This is a genomic window from Pseudomonas kermanshahensis, from assembly GCF_014269205.2.
Lineage (GTDB): Bacteria > Pseudomonadota > Gammaproteobacteria > Pseudomonadales > Pseudomonadaceae > Aquipseudomonas > Aquipseudomonas kermanshahensis.
On record NZ_JABWRY020000001.1, the window covers coordinates 4,349,613 to 4,369,385 of the forward strand.

The following is a 19,773-nucleotide window of genomic DNA, read 5'->3' on the forward strand; positions in this document are numbered from 1 at the left end:
ATCATAATCGAACTATGGCAATAATTGAAAGGCCCGTTATCATGTCGACCATGCGAGCCTACAAACATCCCAACCCTGAAGACCTGATCCTCGAGCGCCTGCTTTACGCCTTGAGCGACCCCGTGCGCATGGAGATCGTGCGCCACTTGGCGGGCGTGGCGGAGGCCAGCTGCGGCGAGCTGGACGGCGGCCGGCCGAAGTCGAGCATGTCGCACCATTTTCGCGTGTTGCGCGATGCGGGGTTGGTGCATACGCGTAATGTCGGCACGACCCACATGAACTCGTTGCGCAGCGAAATGCTCGACGAACGGTTCCCTGGGTTACTGGCGTGCATTCTGCGGCAGCAGTGATTCCTGCGCGGGCCTCTTCGCGGGCAAGCCCGCCCACACGGCCCTCACTGACCTCAAAGGCAGCGCTGTACCTGTAGCAGCGGGCTTGCCCGCGAAGAGGCCGGTACAGGCAATAAAAAAGCCACGAGGTCACCCCCGTGGCTTTCGTTCACAACAGTGTCGCTTACAGCGCCATGTCGTTCTCAGGCTTGCTTTCAACCGCTTTGCCTGGCGCAGCACCGAAATCGACGCTGGCATCGATCACTGGCGGCTTCTCCAACTGCAGCACTTCAGCGGTGTAGTTCCACTCTTTCTGCGTGGCGGCTGCCGAATCATTCAGCTTGGTACCGTAGCTCGGCACGATCTCTTTGATCTTGGCTTGCCACTCAGGCGTCGCCACCTTCTCTTTGAACACGGTTTCGAGCACGTTCAGCATGATCGGCGCAGCAGTGGAAGCACCTGGCGAGGCACCCAGCAGGCCAGCAATGGTGCGGTCCTCGGAGGCCACGACTTCGGTGCCCAGCTTCAGCACGCCGCCTTTCTCGGCATCACGCTTGATGATCTGCACGCGCTGGCCGGCCTGCCACAGGCGCCAGTCTTCTTTCTTGGCGTTCGGGAAGTAGGTGCGCAGGGCTTCGAAGCGGTCGTCGTCAGACAGCATCAGCTGGCCCGCGAGGTACTCCACCAGCGGGTACTGTTCGATACCGACCTTGGTCATCGGCCACACGTTGTGCAGCGTGGTGCTGCCCAGCAGGTCGAGGTACGAGCCGTTCTTCAGGAACTTGGTCGAGAAGGTCGCGAATGGCCCGAACAGGATCACGCGCTTGCCGTCCAGCACGCGGGTGTCCAGGTGCGGTACCGACATGGGTGGCGCGCCGGTCGAGGCGATGCCGTAGGCCTTGGCCATGTGCTGCATGGCAACGGTTGGGTTCTCGGTCACCAGGAACGAGCCGCCCACCGGGAAGCCGGCGTATTCCTTGGCCTCAGGGATGCCCGACTTCTGCAGCAGCTTCAGCGCGCCGCCGCCGGCACCGATGAACAGGAACTTGGCGTCGGTGGCCGATTCGGTACCGTCCTTCAGGTTCTTGTACTCGACGTGCCAGGAGCCGTCCTTGTTGCGGGTGATGTCCTGCACTTCGCTGGACAGCTTCAGGTCAAACTTGTCCTGGGTCTTCAGGTGGCCAACGAACTGGCGGGTGATCTCGCCGAAGTTGACGTCGGTGCCAATCGGCGTCCAGGTCACGGCCAGCTTCTGGTTAGGGTCGCGGCCTTCCATCATCAGCGGGACCCACTTGGCGATCTGCGCGTGGTCCTCGGAATACTGCATCGGGCGGAACAGCGGGCTGGCCTGCAGCGCGTCATAACGCTTCTTGAGGAACTTGATGTTGTCATCGCCCCAGACGAAGCTCATGTGCGGGGTGCTGTTGATGAACGAATGCGGGTTCTTCAGCACGCCCTGACGCACCTGCCACGACCAGAACTGGCGGGAGATCTGGAAGGCTTCGTTGATTTCGATGGCCTTGGTGATGTTGACGTTGCCGTCTTTGTCTTCCGGGGTGTAGTTCAGCTCGGCCAGCGCGGAGTGGCCGGTACCGGCGTTGTTCCAGCCGTTGGAGCTTTCTTCGGCGACGCCGTCCAGGCGTTCGACCATTTCCATCGACCAGCTCGGCTCCAGCTCGTGCAGCCAGACCGCCAGGGTGGAACTCATGATGCCGCCGCCGACCAGCAGCACGTCGACTTTCTTGGTTTCTACCGCGTGCGCTTGCATGACGCTCGCCGCGACAGCCAGACCCAGCAAGGTCTTGCCAGCTTTCTTGAACATTGATCAATCCCAATGGTTAGCACGTAAGGGAGGCCTAGGCGGGGCCTCGTGTCGTTCTGTCCTTCAGCGCGCGCTTGTTATTGATCATTGGAGTCAGCAGCCAAGAGAAACAGTGAACGCCCAGCCAATGGTCGAATTGACCCGCCATCGCTGAAACGTTTTTCCGATTGTATCTGAATTGCCAGCACAAACAAATTGAGGGGCTGCGCGTCAAGGCGACAGGTTGTCCCAGCCACGCGGGAATATTCGACAGCGATTGCAGTATTCTTCCGCCACCCCTACTATTGCGATCATTTCTCATTCGCACCAGTACGCGCTCGCGCCGGATGCCGCCGTGGTTTCGATACCTGAGTTGAACACCTCCATCCATACCCTGTACCACAGCCATTCGCGCTGGTTGCTTGGCTTTTTGTACCGGCGCCTGGGCAGCCGTTGCGATGCTGCCGACCTGGTTCAGGACACGTTCCTGCGCATCCTCAACCGCCCGCGCCAATTCGATGGGGAGCGCGCTGAACGCTCCTACCTGGCCACCATCGCCCGTGGCCTGTGCGTGGACCACTGGCGGCGCCAGCGGCTGGAGCATGCATGGCTGCAACAGCTGGCGTTGCAGCCCGAAGCCGTGCAGCCCTCCCCCGAGCAGCGAGCGATCATCGTCGAAACCCTGCACGAGGTGGACGCGATGCTGTTGCGCTTGCCCAGCAAGGTGCGCCAGGCGTTTCTGCTGGCACAAATCGATGGCCTGGCCTACCGCGATATCGCCGCGCACATTGGCGTCAGCGAACGCATGATCAAGAAGTACCTGGCGCAGGCCTTTTTGCACTGCGCCATCCTTGAAGCCGAACTCGACGGCGTGCTGGTGGAATGACGCCATGAGCACACCCACACAGAAACTCAGCCACGCCAGTTTGCAGGAAGCCGCGCATTGGTACGTGCAATTGCAGGACGAGGACGCCGGCCCGCAGGTGCACCACCAGTGGCAACATTGGCTCGACCAGCACGGCGACCACCGCGCAGCCTGGCACTACGTGCAACGTGTCGGCCAGCGCTTCGCGCCTTTGCAGGCCGAAGGCGCTACCGCGGGCCGGGCCCTGCGCGAGCACGAGCCGCGCCGCTTCAGCCGGCGCACCGGGCTCAAGACGTTGCTGGTGCTCGGCGCCAGCTCGCTGCTCGGCTGGCAGGCCTGGCGGGGTGCGCCACTGCCGGGCTGGGGTGCCGACCTTGCCACCGGCATTGGTGAAACCCGCCAAACCCGCTTGGCCGACGGCAGCCAGCTGTGGCTGGGCGCCCAGAGTGCAGTGGACCTGGAGTTCTCGGCGCTGAGCCGCGTGCTCACGTTGCGTTTTGGCGAAATCCTGGTGGAAACCGCCGCCGACTCGCGCCGGCCATTTTTTGTCGACACCGCGCAAGGGCGCATGCAAGCCCTGGGTACCCGTTTTGCGGTGTGCCAGCAGGGCGAGACCACGCGGCTGGACGTGTACGCCGGTGCGGTCGAAGTGTGCACTGCGCAGCGGGCCGAGCGCCTTATCGTCCAGGCCGGGCAGCAGGTGGTCTTCACCGCCCAGGGCATCAGCGCGCCGCGCCCGGCGCAAAGCGCGGGTGAGTCATGGATTCATCAACGCCTGAATGCCGAGGACATGCCCCTGGCGCAGCTGTTGCAGACGCTGGGCCGCTATCGCCATGGCCACCTGGGCTGGCACCCGTCGGTGGCACAGCTGTCGGTGATGGGGGCTTTTCCGCTCAACGATACCGACCGCGCACTCGACCTGCTGCAGGCGGCGCTGCCGGTTCGTGTGCAAAGGCTGACGCCCTGGTGGGTGAGCGTCGAGCCGGCGTGAGGAGTGGGGGCTGATGGGTGGTTGCCGATAGGTTTGTAGCGCCTGTGAAATCGAGCGCCGCGCGGGCGGCGCTCGATTTCACAGGCGCTATAAAAACAACGCCATACCCCCCACAATCCTCATGCAAAAAAACCGCACCAACCGGTTCCCTTTTCCCAATCTCGTTCGGTTAACCCCTCACAACCTCCCTCAACTGACCGTATCGACCTCAGGGACCAGCATGCCGACGCCCCTCCACCCCGCCTTTCGCCTGGCGCTTGCCGCCCCGCTTTCCCTTTGTGCCGCTGCACCGCTGATGCTGCCGGCGACCTTGGCGCACGCCGAACAAGCGATCAATGCCGAGGCTGCCTTCAACATCGCCCCCGGCTCGCTGACCAGCGCCCTCAACCAGTTCAGCAGCCAGGCCGGCATCTACCTGGCCGGCAGCAACGCATTGGCCGCCGGTAAAACCAGCCAGGGCCTGCAAGGCCGCTACAGCGTCACCCAAGGGCTGGCCCGTCTGCTGCAAGGCAGCGGCCTGCAGGCTGTACCGCAAGGCAGCAGCGGCTATGTGCTGCAACCGGTCGAAGACGGCAACGCTTTGCAACTGGACGCCACCGCCATCAACGCCGCCACCCTGGCCGTCAGCAATGGCCAGGGCGACACAGGCTACCGTGCGGTCTCCAGCGCCACGGCCAGCAAGACCAGCAGCGCCCTGGCCGACACCCCGCGCTCGGTTTCGGTGGTGACGCGCCAGCGCATGGACGACCAGCAATCGCAAACCCTCACCGAAGTGCTCGGCTATGTACCGGGCATTTTCTCGCCACCCTTTGCCGGCGGTGACGGCCAGGCGGGCGACCTGTTCTTCATCCGTGGTTTCAACGCCACCGACTATGGCTACGGCCTGCTGCGCGATGGCCTGCGGGTGCAAGGCAACCGTTACGACACCAGCAGCGAACCCTATGGCCTCGAGCGGGTGGAAGTGTTCCGCGGCCCGACCTCGATCCTGTACGGCGAGAACGCCCCAGGTGGCGTGGTCAACCTGGTCAGCAAACGACCGACCGCCGAGGCCCGCGGCGAAGTGCAACTGAGCTATGGCTCGCACAACCGCCGCCAACTGGGTGTCGACGTCTCCGGCCCGTTGAACGATGAAGGCAATGTGCTTGGCCGCCTGGTAATGATGGGCCGCAACGCCGATACCCAGGTCAATCACCAGCCTGATGACCGCCTCTACATCGCCCCGTCGCTGACCCTGAACTTCGACGAGTTCAACAGCCTGACCGTGCTGGCCACCTACCAGCGCGACCGTACCTTGATGGAGTTGGGCTACCCCGCGGCCGGCACCTTACTGCACAACCCCAACGGCAAGATCGACAAGGACCAGCTGTCCGGCAACCCGGACTGGGACAACTTCAAACGCGAAACCTGGAGCCTAGGCTATGAGTTCAGCCACCGCTTCAACGACACCTGGCAGTTCCGCCAGAATTCGCGCTATATGCAGTCGCGCATCGACCGCCAGGAGATGTGGCCAGGCAGCCTGAACAACGGCGGCTTCGGCACCACCTTGGGCAACACTGCCTACGACCGCTACAACAAGTCCATCGCCTACTCGCTGGACAACCAGTTCGAAGGCCACTTCGACAACGGTGAGTTCGAGCACACCCTGCTGCTGGGGGCGAGCCTTGACCGCACTTCGTTCAACCAGGACTGGGATGCCGGCAACGGCGGCACCCTCAACGTGTTCAACCCGGTCTGGAATGGCAAGCCAAGCACGCCTTTACACGTGCAGAACGCCTTGCTCGAACAGACCATGTACGGCCTCTACAGCCAGCTTCAAACCAAGGTCGACAACTGGGTGTTGCTGCTCGGCGGGCGCCTGGACCGGGTCAACAGCCAGTTCCGCAACAAAGCTGGCACCCTCAACGCACAAGCCGACATGGACAGCTGGGACAGCGATTTCACCTGGCAGACCGGCGTGATGTACCAGTTCGAAAACGGCCTGTCGCCGTACTTCAGCTATTCCACCGCCTTTGCCCCCACCCAGCAGACCGAGAGCAAGAGCGGCCCGCTGGACCCGACCACCAGCGAACAGTACGAAGTGGGTATCAAGTACGAGCCCAAGGGCTGGAACACCGCCTTTACCGCGTCGGTGTACGACCTGCGCAAGAAGGACGATGTGTTGTTCGACTCAAGCGTCGGCGACTACCGCCAGATCGGCGCCAGCCGCGCCAAGGGTGTGGAGCTGGAGCTCAACAGCGACCTGAGCGAAAACCTCAACATCACCGCGGCCTACACCTACACCGATTCGCGCATAACCAAGGACGTGGCGGGCTCGCTGTATGAAGACCACCAGATGACCGGCGTGCCGCGCAACCAGGCATCGGTGTGGAGCACCTACCATTTTCGTGACGGGCTGTTGAAGGGGCTGCAGATAGGCGGTGGCGTGCGTCACTTCGACAGCACCTTCGCTTATACCCCGGCGAGCCTGTACGGCAAGCTCGATACCGGTGATGTCACGCTGGTGGATGCCAAGGTGGGGTATACCCTCGACGAAAATTGGTCAGTCGAGCTCAATGCCCGCAACCTGTTCGACAAGGAGTATGTAGCAGGCTGCAACAACGCCGGGCGTTGCTACTGGGGTGAAGAGCGGACCTTGCTCGGTACCGTTTCGTTGCGCTGGTGATCCCTTAAACAAAAGACCCCGGGCATCTGCATGACCGGGGTCCTTGGATCACGCCGCAAGCGTCGCGATCAGGGTATCGCCAAGATTACTGCGGCTGAGGCAGTTTATCGATTGGGCCGCAGCCACCGATGACCTTGGAGATGGAAACCGAAGGGTGGAACAGGTAGTCGTACGAGCAGTTCTTCTGCTGGTTGTAGACTTGACCAGTGCAGCCGGACAGCAGGGCAACGCCCGAAACGACAGCAACAGCAACAGTGGCTTTCAACAGCTTTTTCATACTAAGTCCTTTAAATGAATCGTCGGCCATCGTACTGATGGCGCCCGGATCATACAGAACCAAAGCATTGGATCCAAGTCACAGAGGGCTCGATGTAACAATACGTCGCGTTATCGCAGCATTAACGGACAGTTGAAAAGTAAGCCGCCGGGGAAGATAGTCTGTAGTTCTGCCTTGCACCTGCACTATTACAGGAGTTCCCCCCATGCTCGGTGTTACCGACTACGGCGCCTTCGTCATCGCCTTTATCATCGTCCTGGCCATCCCTGGCCCGGGCAACTTTGCCTTGATCACGGCCACGGGCAAGGGTGGCATCAAGGCCGGTTTGGCGGCGACCTTCGGGGTAATCCTGGGTGACCAGGTACTGCTGTGGCTGGCCGTGGCCGGCGTTGCCACCTTACTTGCCACCTACCCTGCCGCCTTCCACGTGGTGCAATGGGCGGGTGCTGCGTACCTGGCCTACCTGGGCCTGCGCATGGTGCTGAGCAAACCCGGCGGCGCCCCGCGTGCAAGCCGCATGGACAACGGCCACTACTTGCGCCAAACGATGATGATCACCTTGCTCAACCCGAAGGCGATCATGTTCTACATGGCGTTTTTCCCGTTGTTCGTCGACCCGGTGAAGCACCAGGGGTTGCTGACCTTTGGCTTTCTGGCGGCGACCGTGGCGGTGGTGACGTTCCTGTATGGGCTGATTGCGGTGGTATTGACCCACAAGCTGGCCGAACGCATGCGCGCGAACCCACGGATTGCCAACCTGTTCGAGCGGTTGGCGGGGGTTTGCCTGGTTGGGTTCGGGATCAAGCTGGCGGCGATGCGCTGATTCGAGATTTCCGGGGCTGCTGCGCAGCCCATCGCAGGCAAGCCAGCTCCTACAGGTCCTGCACTGCCTTCAAGGCTTGCGCTTTACCTGTAGGAGCTGGCTTGCCTGCGATGGGCCGCAAAGCGGCCCCAGGTTTACCCAAAACGCATAAACAACAGAAGAGCGCAGTTGTCATTTCTTGAACTGTAAAGGAATGGCGAATCAGCCATACGCCCTAAAGCTAACCTTCAGTTTTTTCCCCTATCTTGTAGTCCATCTCCCAAACATACTCACGATCCGCTCAAACTGTTGCTAGTGCTTGGGTACCGGCCTGTCAACCTGTGTATAACTGCCTCCATTCGTTTGACAGCGTTGCCAGGCAGCTCCACTTACCCAAGGAGCTTTCATGCGCAAGATAGTCCCCGATCCGCCCTACTCCCTCGATTCCTCGCAGATATTGCAGGACACCCTGATCCAATCCACAGAGTACGTCCTCTGTGCCCTGTCTGTAGCCCGCTAATCAGTGCAACTCAAGCCCACCTCCCCCAACTCGATCGTGATGCAGGCAGTCATCCACGAGATGGAGGCAGTACAAAGCCTGGTTGAGTCCGCATTGATGCAATTGCAGATGCAGCCGCACATCCCCGCAGCGCCGGGCACGGTGCATTGAACGTTCGAGTAGCTGCGTACCCCTCCCACAGGGCTCTTCTTTATACCTGTGGGAGCGGGTTCACCCGCGAAGAGGCCAGGCCCGGCACTAAAGATTCCAGGGAGTTAAATGACGACTACAGCCCCCCCAAAGCCGCCCACCACGGTCGGCCTGACAACGTTCTACTAAGGCGAAAACCAAACCCACCCACTCTTTCGCATCGAGCCAGGCATCTGCTGCCAAAGCGCCCGCGAACAGGCATCCGAGCTGATGGGCTATGTACGCGACATGACCCTGACAGGGTTGAAGGAGGGCGATCAGAAGTTGATCTGGGCTTCGCATTACCTGAGCGCGATGGCCAAAGCGCTGCTTGATGATGCGGGGCTGGGGATGATGAAGCATTAAGGCCAAACAACGAAAAAGCCCCTGAAAACTCATCGTTTTCAGGGGCTTCATCTACCACATGTATGGCGGAGAGATAGGGATTTGAACCCTAGGTACTGTTGCCAGTACAACGGATTTCGAATCCGTCCCGTTCGACCACTCCGGCATCTCTCCAATGGCGCGCATCATACCAGCGAATTTCTGAAACGCAAACCTTTATTTCAAAAAAATTCGCGTGGTATCAGGCGCTTGCGTGAACAGGCCGCTTACAGCGGCACGCCCAGGCGCTTGGCAACTTCTTCGTAGGCTTCGATCACGTCGCCCAGGCCCTGACGGAAGCGGTCCTTGTCCATCTTCTTGCGGGTTTCTTTGTCCCACAGGCGGCAGCCGTCTGGGCTGAATTCGTCGCCCAGGACGATCTGGCCGTGGAATACGCCAAACTCCAGCTTGAAGTCGACCAGCAGCAGGCCGGCGTCATCGAACAGCTTGTTCAGCACTTCGTTGACTTTCAGCGACAGCTTTTTCATTTCGGCCAGCTGTTCGGCGGTGCCCCAGCCGAACGCGACAACGTGGGATTCGTTGATGAAGGGGTCGCCCTTCTCGTCGTTCTTCAGGAACAGTTCGAAGGTGGACGGCTCCAGCTTGATGCCCTCCTCCACGCCCAGGCGCTTGACCAGGCTGCCCGCGGCGTAGTTACGCACGACGCACTCGACTGGGATCATGTCGAGTTTCTTCACCAGGCACTCGTTGTCGCCCAGCAGCTTGTCGAACTGAGTCGGCACGCCGGCTTCTTCGAGCTTTTGCATGATGAAGGCGTTGAACTTGTTGTTCACCATGCCTTTGCGGTCGAGCTGTTCGATGCGCTTGCCGTCGAAGGCCGAGGTGTCGTTGCGGAACAGCAGGATCAAGCGGTCGGCGTCGTCGGTCTTGTAAACCGATTTGGCCTTGCCGCGGTAAAGTTCTTCGCGTTTTTCCATGATGGGCTCCGCTTGCTTGAGTAGTTGGGCTAGGCGATTTCGCGCCAGTCGAGCCCGTGTTCCTGATTCGCCACCTGAAGCCAGTCCGGGTCGCACCCAAGGGTGTCGACGAAGCACTGGCGGGCCAGTTGTGGCAGGTTGTTCTTGCTGCTGAGGTGGGCCAGCACCAGGTGTTGCAGGTTGCTCCAGCCCAACTCGTCCACCAGGCGCGCAGCCTGGTGATTGTTCAAATGCCCTTGCGCGCCACCCACCCGCAGCTTCAAGAAGGCCGGGTAGTGCCCGCGCGCCAGCAGGTCACGGCAGTGGTTAGCCTCGATCAACAAGGCATCCAGGCCTTGGTAGCGCTCCAGCAACAAGGCATCGTACGAGCCCAGGTCGGTGAGCATGCCGAAACGCCGTCGGCCGTCGCTGAACACGTACTGCAACGGCTCGTAGGCGTCGTGTTCGACGCGCGCCGCCGTCACCTCCAGGCCACCGATGCGCAGGCTGTCGCCACACGCGAGAAAACCGGCCACCTCCACCGGCTTGCGCAGGCCGCGCAAGGTCCCTTGGCTGAGGTAGACCGGTACATTGTAGCGCCGCGACAGCAACCCCACCCCATGCACGTGGTCGGCATGTTCGTGGGTGACCAGCACGGCGCTCAGCTGTGCTGCGCTGACCCCGAGCAGCGCCAGGCGCCGCTCGGTTTCACGCAGGGAAAACCCGCAATCGACCAGGATGAGCGTGTCACCACTGGCGATCAGCGTGCCGTTTCCCTGGCTGCCGCTTCCGAGTACCGCGAAGCGCACTTAACCCAGGTGGTCCTGAATGGCGCTCAGCACGCGGCGGGCGACATCGGCCGGAGCCACGGTGTTGATGTTTTTCTCGACCGTTACCTGGACGCTTTCACCGACCTTGCTCAGGCGCACCTGGTAGCGTTCGGCACGGGCTTCACGCTCTTCCTTGGACGGCGCACTGCCGAACAGGCGGCTGAAGAAGCCCGGCTCGTTCTGCTTGTCCTCAGGCTTTTCGGACAGGTTGATGTAGTACAGGCCCAAGCTGCGGTTGATGTCTTCGACACGCCACTCGCCACCTTGCTCCAAGGCGCGGCCTACGCTAGACCAGGCGCGATCCAGGTCGGCGCCCAGGTACAGCACCGGGTTGCCGCTGCCGTCTTCGCTCAGGCTGACGCGGCTCGGGGCATCGAAATCGCGTGCGGCCAGCAGCGAGACCGACCCGCCCTTCTCGGCGCTGCGGTTCATGCTGGCAAGCATTTCGTCGACCAGCAGGGCATCAGCGCCGGTGTTGCTGGACGAGGACGGGAAACCAGGTTCGGCGGTGCTGCCGGCCGGGCGCTCGACGCTGACGATGTACACCTCGGAGGTGTTGCGTTGCACGCCGGGCTCCATGCGTACACGCACGCGCACTTCGCTGTCTGCGCTGCTGGCGGTGCTCGCCAGGCGCTGACCGAGTGACGCGGAGAGTTCGTCGAAACGCTGCCAGGTGGTGTTGAATTCGCCAGTCTGTGGGCGCTCTTCAGCAATGCGGAAGCCATTGTCTTCAAAGAACTGACGGGCTGCCGGCCAGACTTCGGCGGGCGAGCGCTGGGCCAGGACCCAACGGCTGTTGCCGCTGCGCTGCAGGCTGAAATCGCTGACTTCGGCACCCGCAGTCAGGGGCTGCGGGCGCGGTACTTCGAACTCGCCGGTGGCACGGTCATCAGCAACGTTACGCGGAATAGGCAACAGCGGGTCGAGGCGCTTGACGTTGCTGGCGTCCGGCGGCAGTTGCATCGGCGCAGTCGGGTGCGCCTGCAGGTAATCGCTGCCGCGGTCGCGGAAATAACCCTCGTCGCCCCACAGCCAGCCGCAACCGCTGGTGCTGGAAATGATCAGGGCAAGGGCGGAAAGACCAGCCAGTCGCTTCATGCGGTGTACTTCCTCGATTAAACCAGTACGCCGGACTGGCGCAAGGCAGTACGGACTTTTTCGTGACAGCCTTCGCTCAGCCAGGTCAGCGGCAGGCGAATGCCCTTGTGCATCAGGCCCATTTCAACGAGCGCCCACTTCACCGGAATCGGGTTGGCTTCGCAGAACAGGTCTTTGTGCAGCGGCATGAGTTTTTCGTTGATCGCGCGGGCCTTCTCGGCATTGCCCTCAAGGGCGGCCTCGCACAGATCGGCCATTTCGCGCGGGGCGACGTTGGCGGTCACGGAGATGTTGCCCTTGCCGCCCAGCAGGATCAGCTCGACAGCGGTCGGGTCGTCGCCGGACATGACGATGAAGTCCTTGCTGACGCCATCGAGGATGGCTTTGGCGCGGGCCAGGTCGCCGGTGGCTTCTTTGATGCCGATGATGTTCGGCACGGTCGACAGGCGGATCACGGTCTCGGCCTGCATGTCGCACGAAGTGCGGCCGGGCACGTTGTAGAGGATCTGCGGGATGTCGACGGCTTCAGCGATGTGCTTGAAGTGCTGGTACAAGCCTTCCTGGGTCGGCTTGTTGTAGTACGGCACGACCAGCAGGCAGGCATCGGCGCCAGCGTTTTTAGCGTTCTGGGTCAGGTGCACGGCTTCCGACGTGGAGTTGGCGCCGGTGCCCGCGATGACCGGGATGCGGCCATTGACACGTTTGACAACAAATTCGATGACCTCGATGTGTTCTTCAACAGTCAGGGTGGCCGACTCGCCGGTGGTGCCGACGGCGACGATCGCATGAGTGCCGTTTTCCAGGTGGAAGTCTACAAGTTTGCCGAGGCTGTCCCAGTCAAGACGCCCTTGTGCATCCATGGGAGTGACCAATGCCACCATACTGCCCGCAATCATGTAACTGCTCCTGCCGGAAAAAGAGAGCGGTAATGGTACTGGGGGCATCGGCCTTGCACAAGCGAAGCAGGCGGGCGGAGCATTCCCCTCGGCGGCTTATTTCGCTACCCTTGGCCCTTTGATCGGTGCAGCGCGGCCCGCCGGGCCGTCGACCTTGCTCCCCGCCGGCGTCCACGACCTCGCATGCGAGCCCCGGGCCCTGCCGACTGGAGGCTTTTGCCTGTCCTGCACCGACCGCTCATCGCTTTAGGAATGCTGCATGTCCACCCCCACCGTCCGCGAACAATTCCTTGTCATCAGTGCCCTGGGCCCAAACCCCATGGAACTGGCCAACGTCCTCAGCCGCGCTGCCTTCGAAAACCGCTGCGCGGTCGTCACTTCGCGCTTGAGCCGCCATGGCGAGACCAGCGCCCTGGTGCTGCAGGTCGGTGGCAGCTGGGACGCCCTGGCGCGTCTTGAAGCTTCCCTGCCGGGCCTGGGCAAAAAGCACGGCCTGACCCTCGATGTGGTGCGCAGCGCCGACCAGGAGGTGCGCCCGCAGGCGCTGCCTTACGTGGCCTATGTCAGTGCGGCCTACCGCCCGGACATCATCAATGAGCTGTGCCAGTTCTTCCTCGACCACCGCGTCGAGCTCGAAGCCATGACCTGCGACACCTACCTGGCGCCACAAACCGGCAGCAGCATGCTCAACGCCCAGTTCACCGTGATCCTGCCCGCCGGCACCCAGATCAGCTGGCTGCGTGACCAGTTCCTGGACTTTGCCGATGCCTTGAACCTGGATGCGCTGATCGAGCCTTGGCGCCCACAGAACCCCGTGTAAGGAAGCCCCTATGGCCGTAGCACTCGACCAACCCGTTGCCGATTTCCAGGCCCAGGCCACCAGCGGCCAGACGGTCAGCCTCGCCGAGCTCAAGGGCCGCCAGGTGGTGGTGTACTTCTACCCGAAGGACAGCACCCCGGGCTGCACCACCGAAGGCCAGGGTTTCCGCGACCAGCATGACGCCTTCGCCGCAGCCAACACCGTGGTGTTCGGCGTGTCGCGCGATGGCATCAAGTCGCATGAGAACTTCAAGGCCAAGCAAGGCTTCCCGTTCGAGCTGATCAGCGACAAGGACGAGGCCCTGTGCCAGCTGTTCGACGTGATCAAGCTGAAGAAGCTGTATGGCAAGGAATACATGGGTGTGGACCGCAGCACCTTCCTGATCGACAAGGACGGTGTGCTGCGCCAGGAATGGCGTGGGGTGAAGGTACCCGGGCATGTGGATGCCGTTTTGGCGGCGGCCCAGGCTTTGAACAAGGCTTGAGATTGGTTGGGGCCGCTTCGCGCCCCATTCGCAGCACAAGGCTGCTCCTACAACAGCAGCGTTAACCCTTGTAGGAGCAGCCTTGTGCTGCGAATGGGCCGCAAAGCGGCCCCCGTGTCATTCAGAGCAGTGGCGAAACACTCGGCTCCTGCCGCGGCCAGGCATCCAGCACGGCCTTGAACAGCGTCGCCAGCGGGATCGCGAAGAAGATCCCCCAAAAGCCCCAGAGCCCACCAAACAACAACACCGCGCAGATGATCGCCACCGGGTGCAGGCTGACCGCCTCGGAAAACAGCAGCGGCACCAGCACGTTGCCATCCAGTGCCTGAATGATCGCGTACACCGTCATCAGGTAGATGAACTGGTCCCCCCAGCCCCATTGGAACAAGGCAATCAGCGTCACCGGCACGGTGACCACCACCGCGCCCACATAAGGCACCACCACCGACAAGCCCACCAGCAGCGCCAGCAGCGCGGCATAGTTGAGCCCCAGGCTGATGAAGGCGATGTAGGTGGCAATCCCGCAGATCAGGATCTCGATACCCTTGCCACGGATGTAGTTGGCAATCTGCCGGTTCATCTCGCTGCCCACCCGGTTCAACAGGGTGCGCTGGCGTGGCAGATAACCACTGACCCAGCGGGCGATCATTTCCCGGTCCTTGAGGAAGAAGAACACCAGGATCGGCACCAGCACCAGGTAGATCATGGCGTTGACCAGCAGCGGCAGGCTCGACAGCGAGAAGGTCAGCGCCCATTGGCCGAACTTGCCGATTTCACCGCGCACCGACTCGATAGCTCGCAACACCTGCTCATCCGACACCAGGTGTGGGTAGCGCTCAGGCAGCAGCAACAACAGCGACTGCCACTTGCCGAGCATGCCGGGCAACTCGTTGAACAGGGTGATCAGCTGATGCCAGAGCAACGGCACCAGCACCAGCAGGATGACCGCCAACGCCCCCATGAACAGCGCGAACACCACCGCCACCGCCAGCCGAGTAGGCACGCGCAGACGCTCCAAGGCGTTGACCAGGCCTTGCATCAGGAACGCCAGGACCATCCCCGCCAACACCGGCGCGAGCATGCCGCCCAGGGTCAGTACCGCGGTAAACGCCAGAAACAGCAGGACCGCCAGCACCACCGCTTCTTCATCGGAGAAGTAGCGCTGCATCCAGTCGCGAAGCACTTTGAACATTGACGATCCTTGGTTAAGACTCAGGCCTTGCGCAGCCAGTAGGTGTAGGTACCGGCCTCGGCCGTTTCGTGCAGCAGCGTATGACCGGCCAGCTTGGCAAAAGTGCGGAAGTCACGTTGCGAGCCGGCATCGGTGGCAATCACCTTGAGCACCCCGCCACTGGCCAGGCGGTTGAGTTCCATCTTCGCCTTCAGCAGTGGCAGGGGGCAGTTCAGCCCGCTGGCGTCGAGTTCGGCGTCGCAGGTCAGGGTGTCACTCATCAGGGGTTCTCCACACGCGGGTAGACGTCTTTGGTAACAGACCCGCTAGGATACCGCCACTGGTCGCCAACGTGTGAGCGGGCTACAGTAGAGGCCTTTGACCCGACGCGAGCTTCGTGCATGAATCTACTGCGCCCTACCCTGTTGACGCTGGCCTGCCTGATGGCCCTTCCCGGCCATGCTGACGACCTGCCATCACTGGGTGATGCCAGCTCTGCGATCGTCTCGCCGCAGCAGGAACACCAGCTCGGCCGCGCCTGGCTCAGCCTGTTGCGTGGCCAGGTCAACCAGCTGAACGACCCGCAGCTCAAAGACTACGTCGAAACCAGCGTGTACCGCCTTGCAGAAACCAGCCAGCTGCAGGACCGACGCCTGGAATTCATCCTGATCGACAGCCGCGAGCTCAACGCATTCGCCGCCCCTGGGGGCATCGTCGGGGTCAACGGCGGCCTGTTCCTCAATGCCCAGACCGAGGGCGAATACGCCTCGGTACTGGCGCACGAACTGGCGCACTTGTCGCAGCGCCACTTTGCCCGTGGCGTCGAAGCCCAGCAACGCATGCAACTGCCCATGATGGCAGCGCTGCTGGCTGGCATCGTGCTGGCGGCCGGGGGCGCTGGCGACGCTGGCATCGGCATGATTGCCGGCACCCAGGCGGCGGCGATCCAAGAGCAGCGGCGCTTTTCGCGGCAGAACGAGCAGGAAGCCGACCGCGTCGGTATCCAGAACCTGGAAAAGGCCGGCTACGACCCGCGCAACATGCCGAGCATGTTCGAGCGCCTGGCGCGTCAGTACCGCTACGATGCCAAGCCGCCAGAATTCCTGCTGACTCACCCGGTTACCGAGTCGCGCGTTGCCGACACCCGCAACCGCGCCGAACAGGCGCCCAAGGGCGGCATCGAAGACACCCAGCGCTACCAGTTGATCCGCGCCCGCGTGGCCCTCACCTACGAAGGCACCCCAGGCCTTGCCGCCAAGCGCTTCCGCGCCCAGCTGGATGAAGACCCCAAGCTGGACGCCGCACGCTATGGCCTGGCCCTGGCGCAGATCAAGGGCGGCCAGCTCAACGAAGCCCGCGAACTGCTCAAGCCGTTGCTGGCCAAAGCGCCCAACGACATTACCTATAACCTCGCGCAGATCGACCTGGACATCACCAACAACCGCCTCGCTGACGCCCAGCAGCGTGCCGAGCGCATGCAGGGGCTGTACCCGGGCAACTACCCGCTGAAACAGGTGCGGGCCGACCTGCTGGTGAAGCAGAACAAGCCAGCTGAAGCGGAAAAAGTACTGAACGACCTGCTCAAGAGCCGGCCGGACGATCCGGATGTGTGGTACGACGTTGCCGAAGTGCGGGGGTTGTCGGGTAATACCATCGGCTTGCACCGGGCGCGTGCCGAGTACTTCACCTTGGTCGGTGACTTCGACCAGGCTATCCAGCAGCTGGATTACGCCAAGCGTCGTGCGGGGAGCAACTTCCCGCTGGCGTCACAGATCGATCAGCGCCAGCGCGAGGTCATGGAGCAGCAGCGGATGGTCAGGGAGATGATGGGGCGCTGAGTTTTTCGGGAGCGCTTTGCGCTCCATTCGCAGCACAAGGCTGCTCCTACAGGAGATCGCATTCCCCTGTAGGGGCAGTGTTGTGCTGCGAATGGGCCGCAGAGCGGCCCCAGCATTTTCAGGCGTTACCCGAAAGCTTCAAGCGCGCCGCCTGGGTGAAATCCAGCATGCGGTTAAGCGGTTTGATCGCCTTGGGCACCAACGCCGGGTCAACAAAAATCTCGTTGCTGCCCGTGCGCAAGCATTCCAACACCCGCTCCAGCGTGTTCATCGCCATCCACGGGCAGTGCGCGCAGCTGCGGCACGCAGCACCGTTACCGGCAGTCGGGGCCTCGACGAATTCCTTGTCCGGGCACAGCTGCTGCATCTTGTAGAAGATGCCGCGGTCGGTCGCGACGATGAAGGTCTTGTTCGGCAGGGTCTGCGCGGCTTTGATCAACTGGCTGGTGGAGCCAACCGCGTCAGCCAGGTCGATCACCGATTCTGGCGATTCGGGGTGGACCAGAATTGCGGCATCCGGGTAAAGCGCCTTCATGTCGGCCAACTGACGCGACTTGAATTCTTCGTGGACGATGCACGCACCGTCCCACAGCAGCATGTCGGCACCGGTCTGCTTCTGGATGTAACGGCCCAGGTGCTGGTCCGGGCCCCAGATGATGGTCTCGCCGTTGTCCATCAGGCTTTCGACGATCTCCAGTGCGCAGCTCGAGGTCACCACCCAATCGGCCCGGGCCTTCACGGCCGCCGAGGTATTGGCATACACCACCACGGTGCGTTCCGGGTGCTGGTCGCAGAACGCCGAAAACGCTTCGACCGGGCAACCCAGGTCGAGGGAGCAGGTGGCTTCCAGGGTGGGCATCAGCACGCGTTTTTCGGGGGTGAGAATTTTTGCCGTCTCACCCATGAAGCGCACGCCGGCGACGACCACGGTTTCGGCGGGGTGGTTCTTGCCGAAGCGGGCCATTTCCAGCGAGTCGGATACGCAGCCGCCGGTTTCTTCGGCCAGCGCCTGGATCACCGGGTCGCAGTAGTAATGGGCGACCAGCACGGCGTTCTGGGCCTTGAGCTCGGCAGCGATGGCCGCACGGTATTCGGCCTCCTGCTCGGCTGTCAGCGGGTTGAGCTGTTTGGCGTCGAGGTGGGCCTGAACCAACAGGCGTTCGGAAATCTGGGTCATGATCGCTGGACCTGCAAGCGCGTGCGCGCATCAAATCGAGTGTATCACCCGGCCCTGGCAGATCGGCTAAGGGCGCCGGACGGCGCTCAGGCCATCACGGCCCTCTGCGGGCGCGGATTATTATCGGACGCCGAAGGCTACAGACAATCGAGGGAATTCAAAAGGGGTTTTTATGCAGCCTGCCCCGGCGAACGGGCCGGGGCAGGCTTAGCGAATCAACCTTGCGGCTGCAAGGCGGCAAGACGCATGGACATCAGCATGGCGAACTCCTCTACGGTCATCTTCTGGCCATTGAAGTCGACCATGCCATCGGCATAGTGCAGGCGGGTCACCACGTCGTTGCCCTGCACCGTGGCCATGCCGCTCTGCAGCGCCATCATGCCAACCATTTCACCTGCCTGGCTCGACTGCATGGCGATGGCCTGGGCATCGGTCTGCCCGTCCAAAAGCGCCTGCAAGGTTGCCAGGTCACCGATCATCGGCTTGGACAGCGACAGCGACGTCTTGACCTCGGTGATCAGTTGTTTGCTCAGCTGGTCGGGCGGCAGGTCGAAGGAGGCCGGGCTGGCGAAGTCCATTGCCAGGTTGAAGCGGCTCTCGCCGTTGGCGGTCTTGAACGACAGGTTTTCTACCGCGAGCTTGGGCTTGGAGGCCAGCAGCTGCTGCAGGTCAGCCTGGAACTTGGCCTTCTCGGCTTCGTCCATCTGGATCTGTGGCACTGCCTGGCCCGCTGCGGCCGCAGCCTCGAACTCCGGCAAGTGCGCCTGGTACCAGTGCGACAGCGCTTGCAGCGCCGGTGCATTGACCGACTTGATGCTCACGGCCATCTGCGCATTGCCGACGGCGCGGCCGTCCCAGGTGATATCCGCCAGCGTGTAATCCGCGCGCCCACCGACGGTGTCCGGGCCGTCGAGGGCTTGCTGGGCTTTCTGCTCAAAGCCTTTGATCGACAGCACCTGCTGCTTGGGCCCCAAGGTCACCTTGGTTTCCGCCAGCGACAGGTCGACCTTGCCGACATAGATCGCATCATGCTGGGTGGCGGCCAGGTCGCCGTCGACCTTCAAGCCCTTCAGCTCGAAGGTGGCAGGCGGCTGATCATCGTGCACCCACTTCATTTCGAAGCGCTCGGCGCTGCCCTGGAATTTCGTCGCCTTGCCTTCGCGGTCGCCGCTGAGCTGCAACTGCATGCCCGAGAACGCGAGGCTGTTGCCGTCGGTTTCGTTGACCTTGAGCGGGGCCAGCAGGACCGTACTGTCGACGTTGCCGCCGTAGCCTAGGCTAGTCTGCGCGCTGACCGGCGCCTGTTCGCCCGCTGCCGCGAACCAGGGGGCGGTGAAATCGTCCTTCTGCAGGGTGCTGTTGCTGACAGCCAGCACGGGCATCAGCTTCAGTGCCTTGACCCGCGACCACGGGAATGGGCCGTGCTCGATCTGGTCGGTCATGCCTACATCGAAACTGACCACTTCGTCGTCGCCCAGGTTGATGTCCTTGGCCTTGAGCCGGTACTGGGCGGTACTGCTGAAGAAGTGCCGATCCAGCGAGACCAGTTCGACGGTCAGGCTGCCACCGACGCCCACCAGGGCTTTTTTCAGTTCGGCGTTGCTGCGGTTGACGGAATATTCCAGCTCCGCAGGCAAGCGCTCGCCGGTGTACCAGGCGCCAGCGGTGGTTGCGACGGCAATGGCAATGGCCAGGCCGGTAAGGATGCCTACTGATTTCTTCATGAATAGAACCGAATGCTGT

General features: G+C 62.2%; 18 protein-coding genes, 1 tRNA gene and 2 pseudogenes. 10 read left to right on the plus strand and 11 right to left on the minus strand.

Features of this window, described 5'->3' with window-relative positions:
- Positions 1–14 precede the first annotated feature (14 nt).
- The gene (locus tag HU764_RS19475; protein ID WP_027594635.1) at positions 15–350 is read left to right on the plus strand and encodes an ArsR/SmtB family transcription factor; all 336 of its coding nucleotides are present in this window, start codon (positions 15–17) and stop codon (positions 348–350) included.
- A 163-nt stretch (positions 351–513) separates the two neighbouring features.
- On the opposite strand, the gene mqo is transcribed toward HU764_RS19475, so the two are convergent.
- Positions 514–2,151 (minus strand): malate dehydrogenase (quinone), encoded by a 1,638-nt coding sequence (mqo, locus tag HU764_RS19480; protein WP_027594638.1) that lies wholly within the window; start codon positions 2,149–2,151, stop codon positions 514–516.
- A gap of 334 nt (positions 2,152–2,485) precedes the next feature.
- Here mqo and HU764_RS19485 point away from each other — a divergent pair, with 334 nt between their 5' ends.
- The 3 genes from HU764_RS19485 to HU764_RS19495 all read left to right on the plus strand — a co-directional run bounded on the left by HU764_RS19485 (position 2,486) and on the right by HU764_RS19495 (position 6,648).
- Positions 2,486–3,016, plus strand: a complete 531-nt coding sequence (locus tag HU764_RS19485) for a sigma-70 family RNA polymerase sigma factor (RefSeq protein WP_186703810.1) — start codon at positions 2,486–2,488, stop codon at positions 3,014–3,016.
- A gap of 4 nt (positions 3,017–3,020) precedes the next feature.
- Positions 3,021–3,986 carry a FecR domain-containing protein gene (locus HU764_RS19490; RefSeq protein ID WP_186680968.1) on the plus strand — a complete coding sequence of 322 codons (966 nt, stop codon included), beginning with the start codon at positions 3,021–3,023 and terminating at the stop codon, positions 3,984–3,986.
- Positions 3,987–4,206: 220 nt separating this feature from the next.
- Positions 4,207–6,648 carry a TonB-dependent siderophore receptor gene (locus HU764_RS19495; protein ID WP_186680970.1) on the plus strand — a complete coding sequence of 814 codons (2,442 nt, stop codon included), beginning with the start codon at positions 4,207–4,209 and terminating at the stop codon, positions 6,646–6,648.
- A gap of 85 nt (positions 6,649–6,733) precedes the next feature.
- On the opposite strand, the gene HU764_RS19500 is transcribed toward HU764_RS19495, so the two are convergent.
- Positions 6,734–6,925: a DUF4223 family protein gene (locus tag HU764_RS19500; RefSeq protein WP_027594641.1), complete on the minus strand. Its 192-nt coding sequence runs from the start codon at positions 6,923–6,925 to the stop codon at positions 6,734–6,736.
- 205 nt (positions 6,926–7,130) lie between these two features.
- Here HU764_RS19500 and HU764_RS19505 point away from each other — a divergent pair, with 205 nt between their 5' ends.
- From HU764_RS19505 to HU764_RS19510, 3 genes and pseudogenes are all read left to right on the plus strand, one after another.
- Positions 7,131–7,748 carry a LysE family transporter gene (locus tag HU764_RS19505; RefSeq protein ID WP_186680972.1) on the plus strand — a complete coding sequence of 206 codons (618 nt, stop codon included), beginning with the start codon at positions 7,131–7,133 and terminating at the stop codon, positions 7,746–7,748.
- A gap of 385 nt (positions 7,749–8,133) precedes the next feature.
- Positions 8,134–8,397, plus strand: a pseudogene (locus tag HU764_RS27765) (hypothetical protein).
- A 108-nt stretch (positions 8,398–8,505) separates the two neighbouring features.
- Positions 8,506–8,781: pseudogene (locus HU764_RS19510) on the plus strand (DUF3077 domain-containing protein).
- 63 nt (positions 8,782–8,844) lie between these two features.
- On the opposite strand, the gene HU764_RS19515 reads toward HU764_RS19510, so the two are convergent.
- The 5 genes from HU764_RS19515 to dapA form a co-directional block, all read right to left on the minus strand.
- Positions 8,845–8,934, minus strand: a tRNA-Ser gene (locus HU764_RS19515).
- A 92-nt stretch (positions 8,935–9,026) separates the two neighbouring features.
- Positions 9,027–9,737, minus strand: a complete 711-nt coding sequence (purC, locus tag HU764_RS19520; RefSeq protein WP_012315794.1) for a phosphoribosylaminoimidazolesuccinocarboxamide synthase — start codon at positions 9,735–9,737, stop codon at positions 9,027–9,029.
- A 29-nt stretch (positions 9,738–9,766) separates the two neighbouring features.
- The gene (locus HU764_RS19525; protein ID WP_027594646.1) at positions 9,767–10,525 is read right to left on the minus strand and encodes an MBL fold metallo-hydrolase; all 759 of its coding nucleotides are present in this window, start codon (positions 10,523–10,525) and stop codon (positions 9,767–9,769) included.
- Positions 10,526–11,644 (minus strand): outer membrane protein assembly factor BamC, encoded by a 1,119-nt coding sequence (bamC, locus tag HU764_RS19530; RefSeq protein WP_186680973.1) that lies wholly within the window; start codon positions 11,642–11,644, stop codon positions 10,526–10,528.
- A gap of 17 nt (positions 11,645–11,661) precedes the next feature.
- Entirely contained in the window at positions 11,662–12,540 is an 879-nt protein-coding gene (gene dapA / locus HU764_RS19535; protein ID WP_099430204.1) for a 4-hydroxy-tetrahydrodipicolinate synthase, read from the minus strand.
- Positions 12,541–12,799: 259 nt separating this feature from the next.
- Between dapA and HU764_RS19540 the strand changes: the two genes are divergently transcribed.
- Positions 12,800–13,360 (plus strand): glycine cleavage system transcriptional repressor, encoded by a 561-nt coding sequence (locus HU764_RS19540; RefSeq protein WP_027594649.1) that lies wholly within the window; start codon positions 12,800–12,802, stop codon positions 13,358–13,360.
- Positions 13,361–13,370: 10 nt separating this feature from the next.
- Positions 13,371–13,844, plus strand: coding sequence for a peroxiredoxin (locus HU764_RS19545; protein WP_013973794.1), 474 nt, complete (start codon positions 13,371–13,373; stop codon positions 13,842–13,844).
- A 121-nt stretch (positions 13,845–13,965) separates the two neighbouring features.
- Here the strand turns inward: HU764_RS19545 and HU764_RS19550 are convergent, their stop codons facing one another.
- Together HU764_RS19550 and HU764_RS19555 are read right to left on the minus strand one after the other, a co-directional pair.
- Positions 13,966–15,036: an AI-2E family transporter gene (locus tag HU764_RS19550; protein ID WP_027594651.1), complete on the minus strand. Its 1,071-nt coding sequence runs from the start codon at positions 15,034–15,036 to the stop codon at positions 13,966–13,968.
- Between the two features lie 20 nt (positions 15,037–15,056).
- A complete protein-coding gene (locus HU764_RS19555; protein WP_186680975.1) occupies positions 15,057–15,296 on the minus strand; it encodes a sulfurtransferase TusA family protein in 240 nt (79 codons plus the stop codon).
- 120 nt (positions 15,297–15,416) lie between these two features.
- Between HU764_RS19555 and HU764_RS19560 the strand changes: the two genes are divergently transcribed.
- Positions 15,417–16,853 carry a M48 family metalloprotease gene (locus HU764_RS19560; RefSeq protein ID WP_027594653.1) on the plus strand — a complete coding sequence of 479 codons (1,437 nt, stop codon included), beginning with the start codon at positions 15,417–15,419 and terminating at the stop codon, positions 16,851–16,853.
- Positions 16,854–16,971: 118 nt separating this feature from the next.
- Here HU764_RS19560 and nadA read toward each other — a convergent pair whose 3' ends face one another.
- Both nadA and HU764_RS19570 read right to left on the minus strand, forming a co-directional pair.
- Positions 16,972–18,030, minus strand: a complete 1,059-nt coding sequence (gene nadA / locus HU764_RS19565) for a quinolinate synthase NadA (protein WP_027594654.1) — start codon at positions 18,028–18,030, stop codon at positions 16,972–16,974.
- Between the two features lie 215 nt (positions 18,031–18,245).
- On the minus strand, positions 18,246–19,754 hold the full coding sequence (locus tag HU764_RS19570; protein ID WP_186703809.1) for a YdgA family protein: 1,509 nt from the start codon (positions 19,752–19,754) through the stop codon (positions 18,246–18,248).
- Between the last annotated feature and the right edge of the window lie 19 nt (positions 19,755–19,773).

Excerpts from the sequence above, each read along its gene's own strand:
- nadA (WP_027594654.1), bottom strand. The coding sequence starts at position 18,030 with ATGACCCAGATTTCCGAACGCCTGTTGGTTCAGGCCCACCTCGACGCC.
- HU764_RS19550 (WP_027594651.1), bottom strand. The coding sequence starts at position 15,036 with ATGTTCAAAGTGCTTCGCGACTGGATGCAGCGCTACTTCTCCGATGAA.
- HU764_RS19505 (WP_186680972.1), top strand. The coding sequence starts at position 7,131 with ATGCTCGGTGTTACCGACTACGGCGCCTTCGTCATCGCCTTTATCATC.
- mqo (WP_027594638.1), bottom strand. The coding sequence starts at position 2,151 with ATGTTCAAGAAAGCTGGCAAGACCTTGCTGGGTCTGGCTGTCGCGGCG.
- HU764_RS19560 (WP_027594653.1), top strand. The coding sequence starts at position 15,417 with ATGAATCTACTGCGCCCTACCCTGTTGACGCTGGCCTGCCTGATGGCC.
- purC (WP_012315794.1), bottom strand. The coding sequence starts at position 9,737 with ATGGAAAAACGCGAAGAACTTTACCGCGGCAAGGCCAAATCGGTTTAC.
- HU764_RS19500 (WP_027594641.1), bottom strand. The coding sequence starts at position 6,925 with ATGAAAAAGCTGTTGAAAGCCACTGTTGCTGTTGCTGTCGTTTCGGGC.
- HU764_RS19475 (WP_027594635.1), top strand. The coding sequence starts at position 15 with ATGGCAATAATTGAAAGGCCCGTTATCATGTCGACCATGCGAGCCTAC.
- HU764_RS19555 (WP_186680975.1), bottom strand. The coding sequence starts at position 15,296 with ATGAGTGACACCCTGACCTGCGACGCCGAACTCGACGCCAGCGGGCTG.
- HU764_RS19495 (WP_186680970.1), top strand. The coding sequence starts at position 4,207 with ATGCCGACGCCCCTCCACCCCGCCTTTCGCCTGGCGCTTGCCGCCCCG.
- HU764_RS19570 (WP_186703809.1), bottom strand. The coding sequence starts at position 19,754 with ATGAAGAAATCAGTAGGCATCCTTACCGGCCTGGCCATTGCCATTGCC.
- bamC (WP_186680973.1), bottom strand. The coding sequence starts at position 11,644 with ATGAAGCGACTGGCTGGTCTTTCCGCCCTTGCCCTGATCATTTCCAGC.
- HU764_RS19545 (WP_013973794.1), top strand. The coding sequence starts at position 13,371 with ATGGCCGTAGCACTCGACCAACCCGTTGCCGATTTCCAGGCCCAGGCC.
- HU764_RS19490 (WP_186680968.1), top strand. The coding sequence starts at position 3,021 with ATGAGCACACCCACACAGAAACTCAGCCACGCCAGTTTGCAGGAAGCC.
- HU764_RS19540 (WP_027594649.1), top strand. The coding sequence starts at position 12,800 with ATGTCCACCCCCACCGTCCGCGAACAATTCCTTGTCATCAGTGCCCTG.
- dapA (WP_099430204.1), bottom strand. The coding sequence starts at position 12,540 with ATGATTGCGGGCAGTATGGTGGCATTGGTCACTCCCATGGATGCACAA.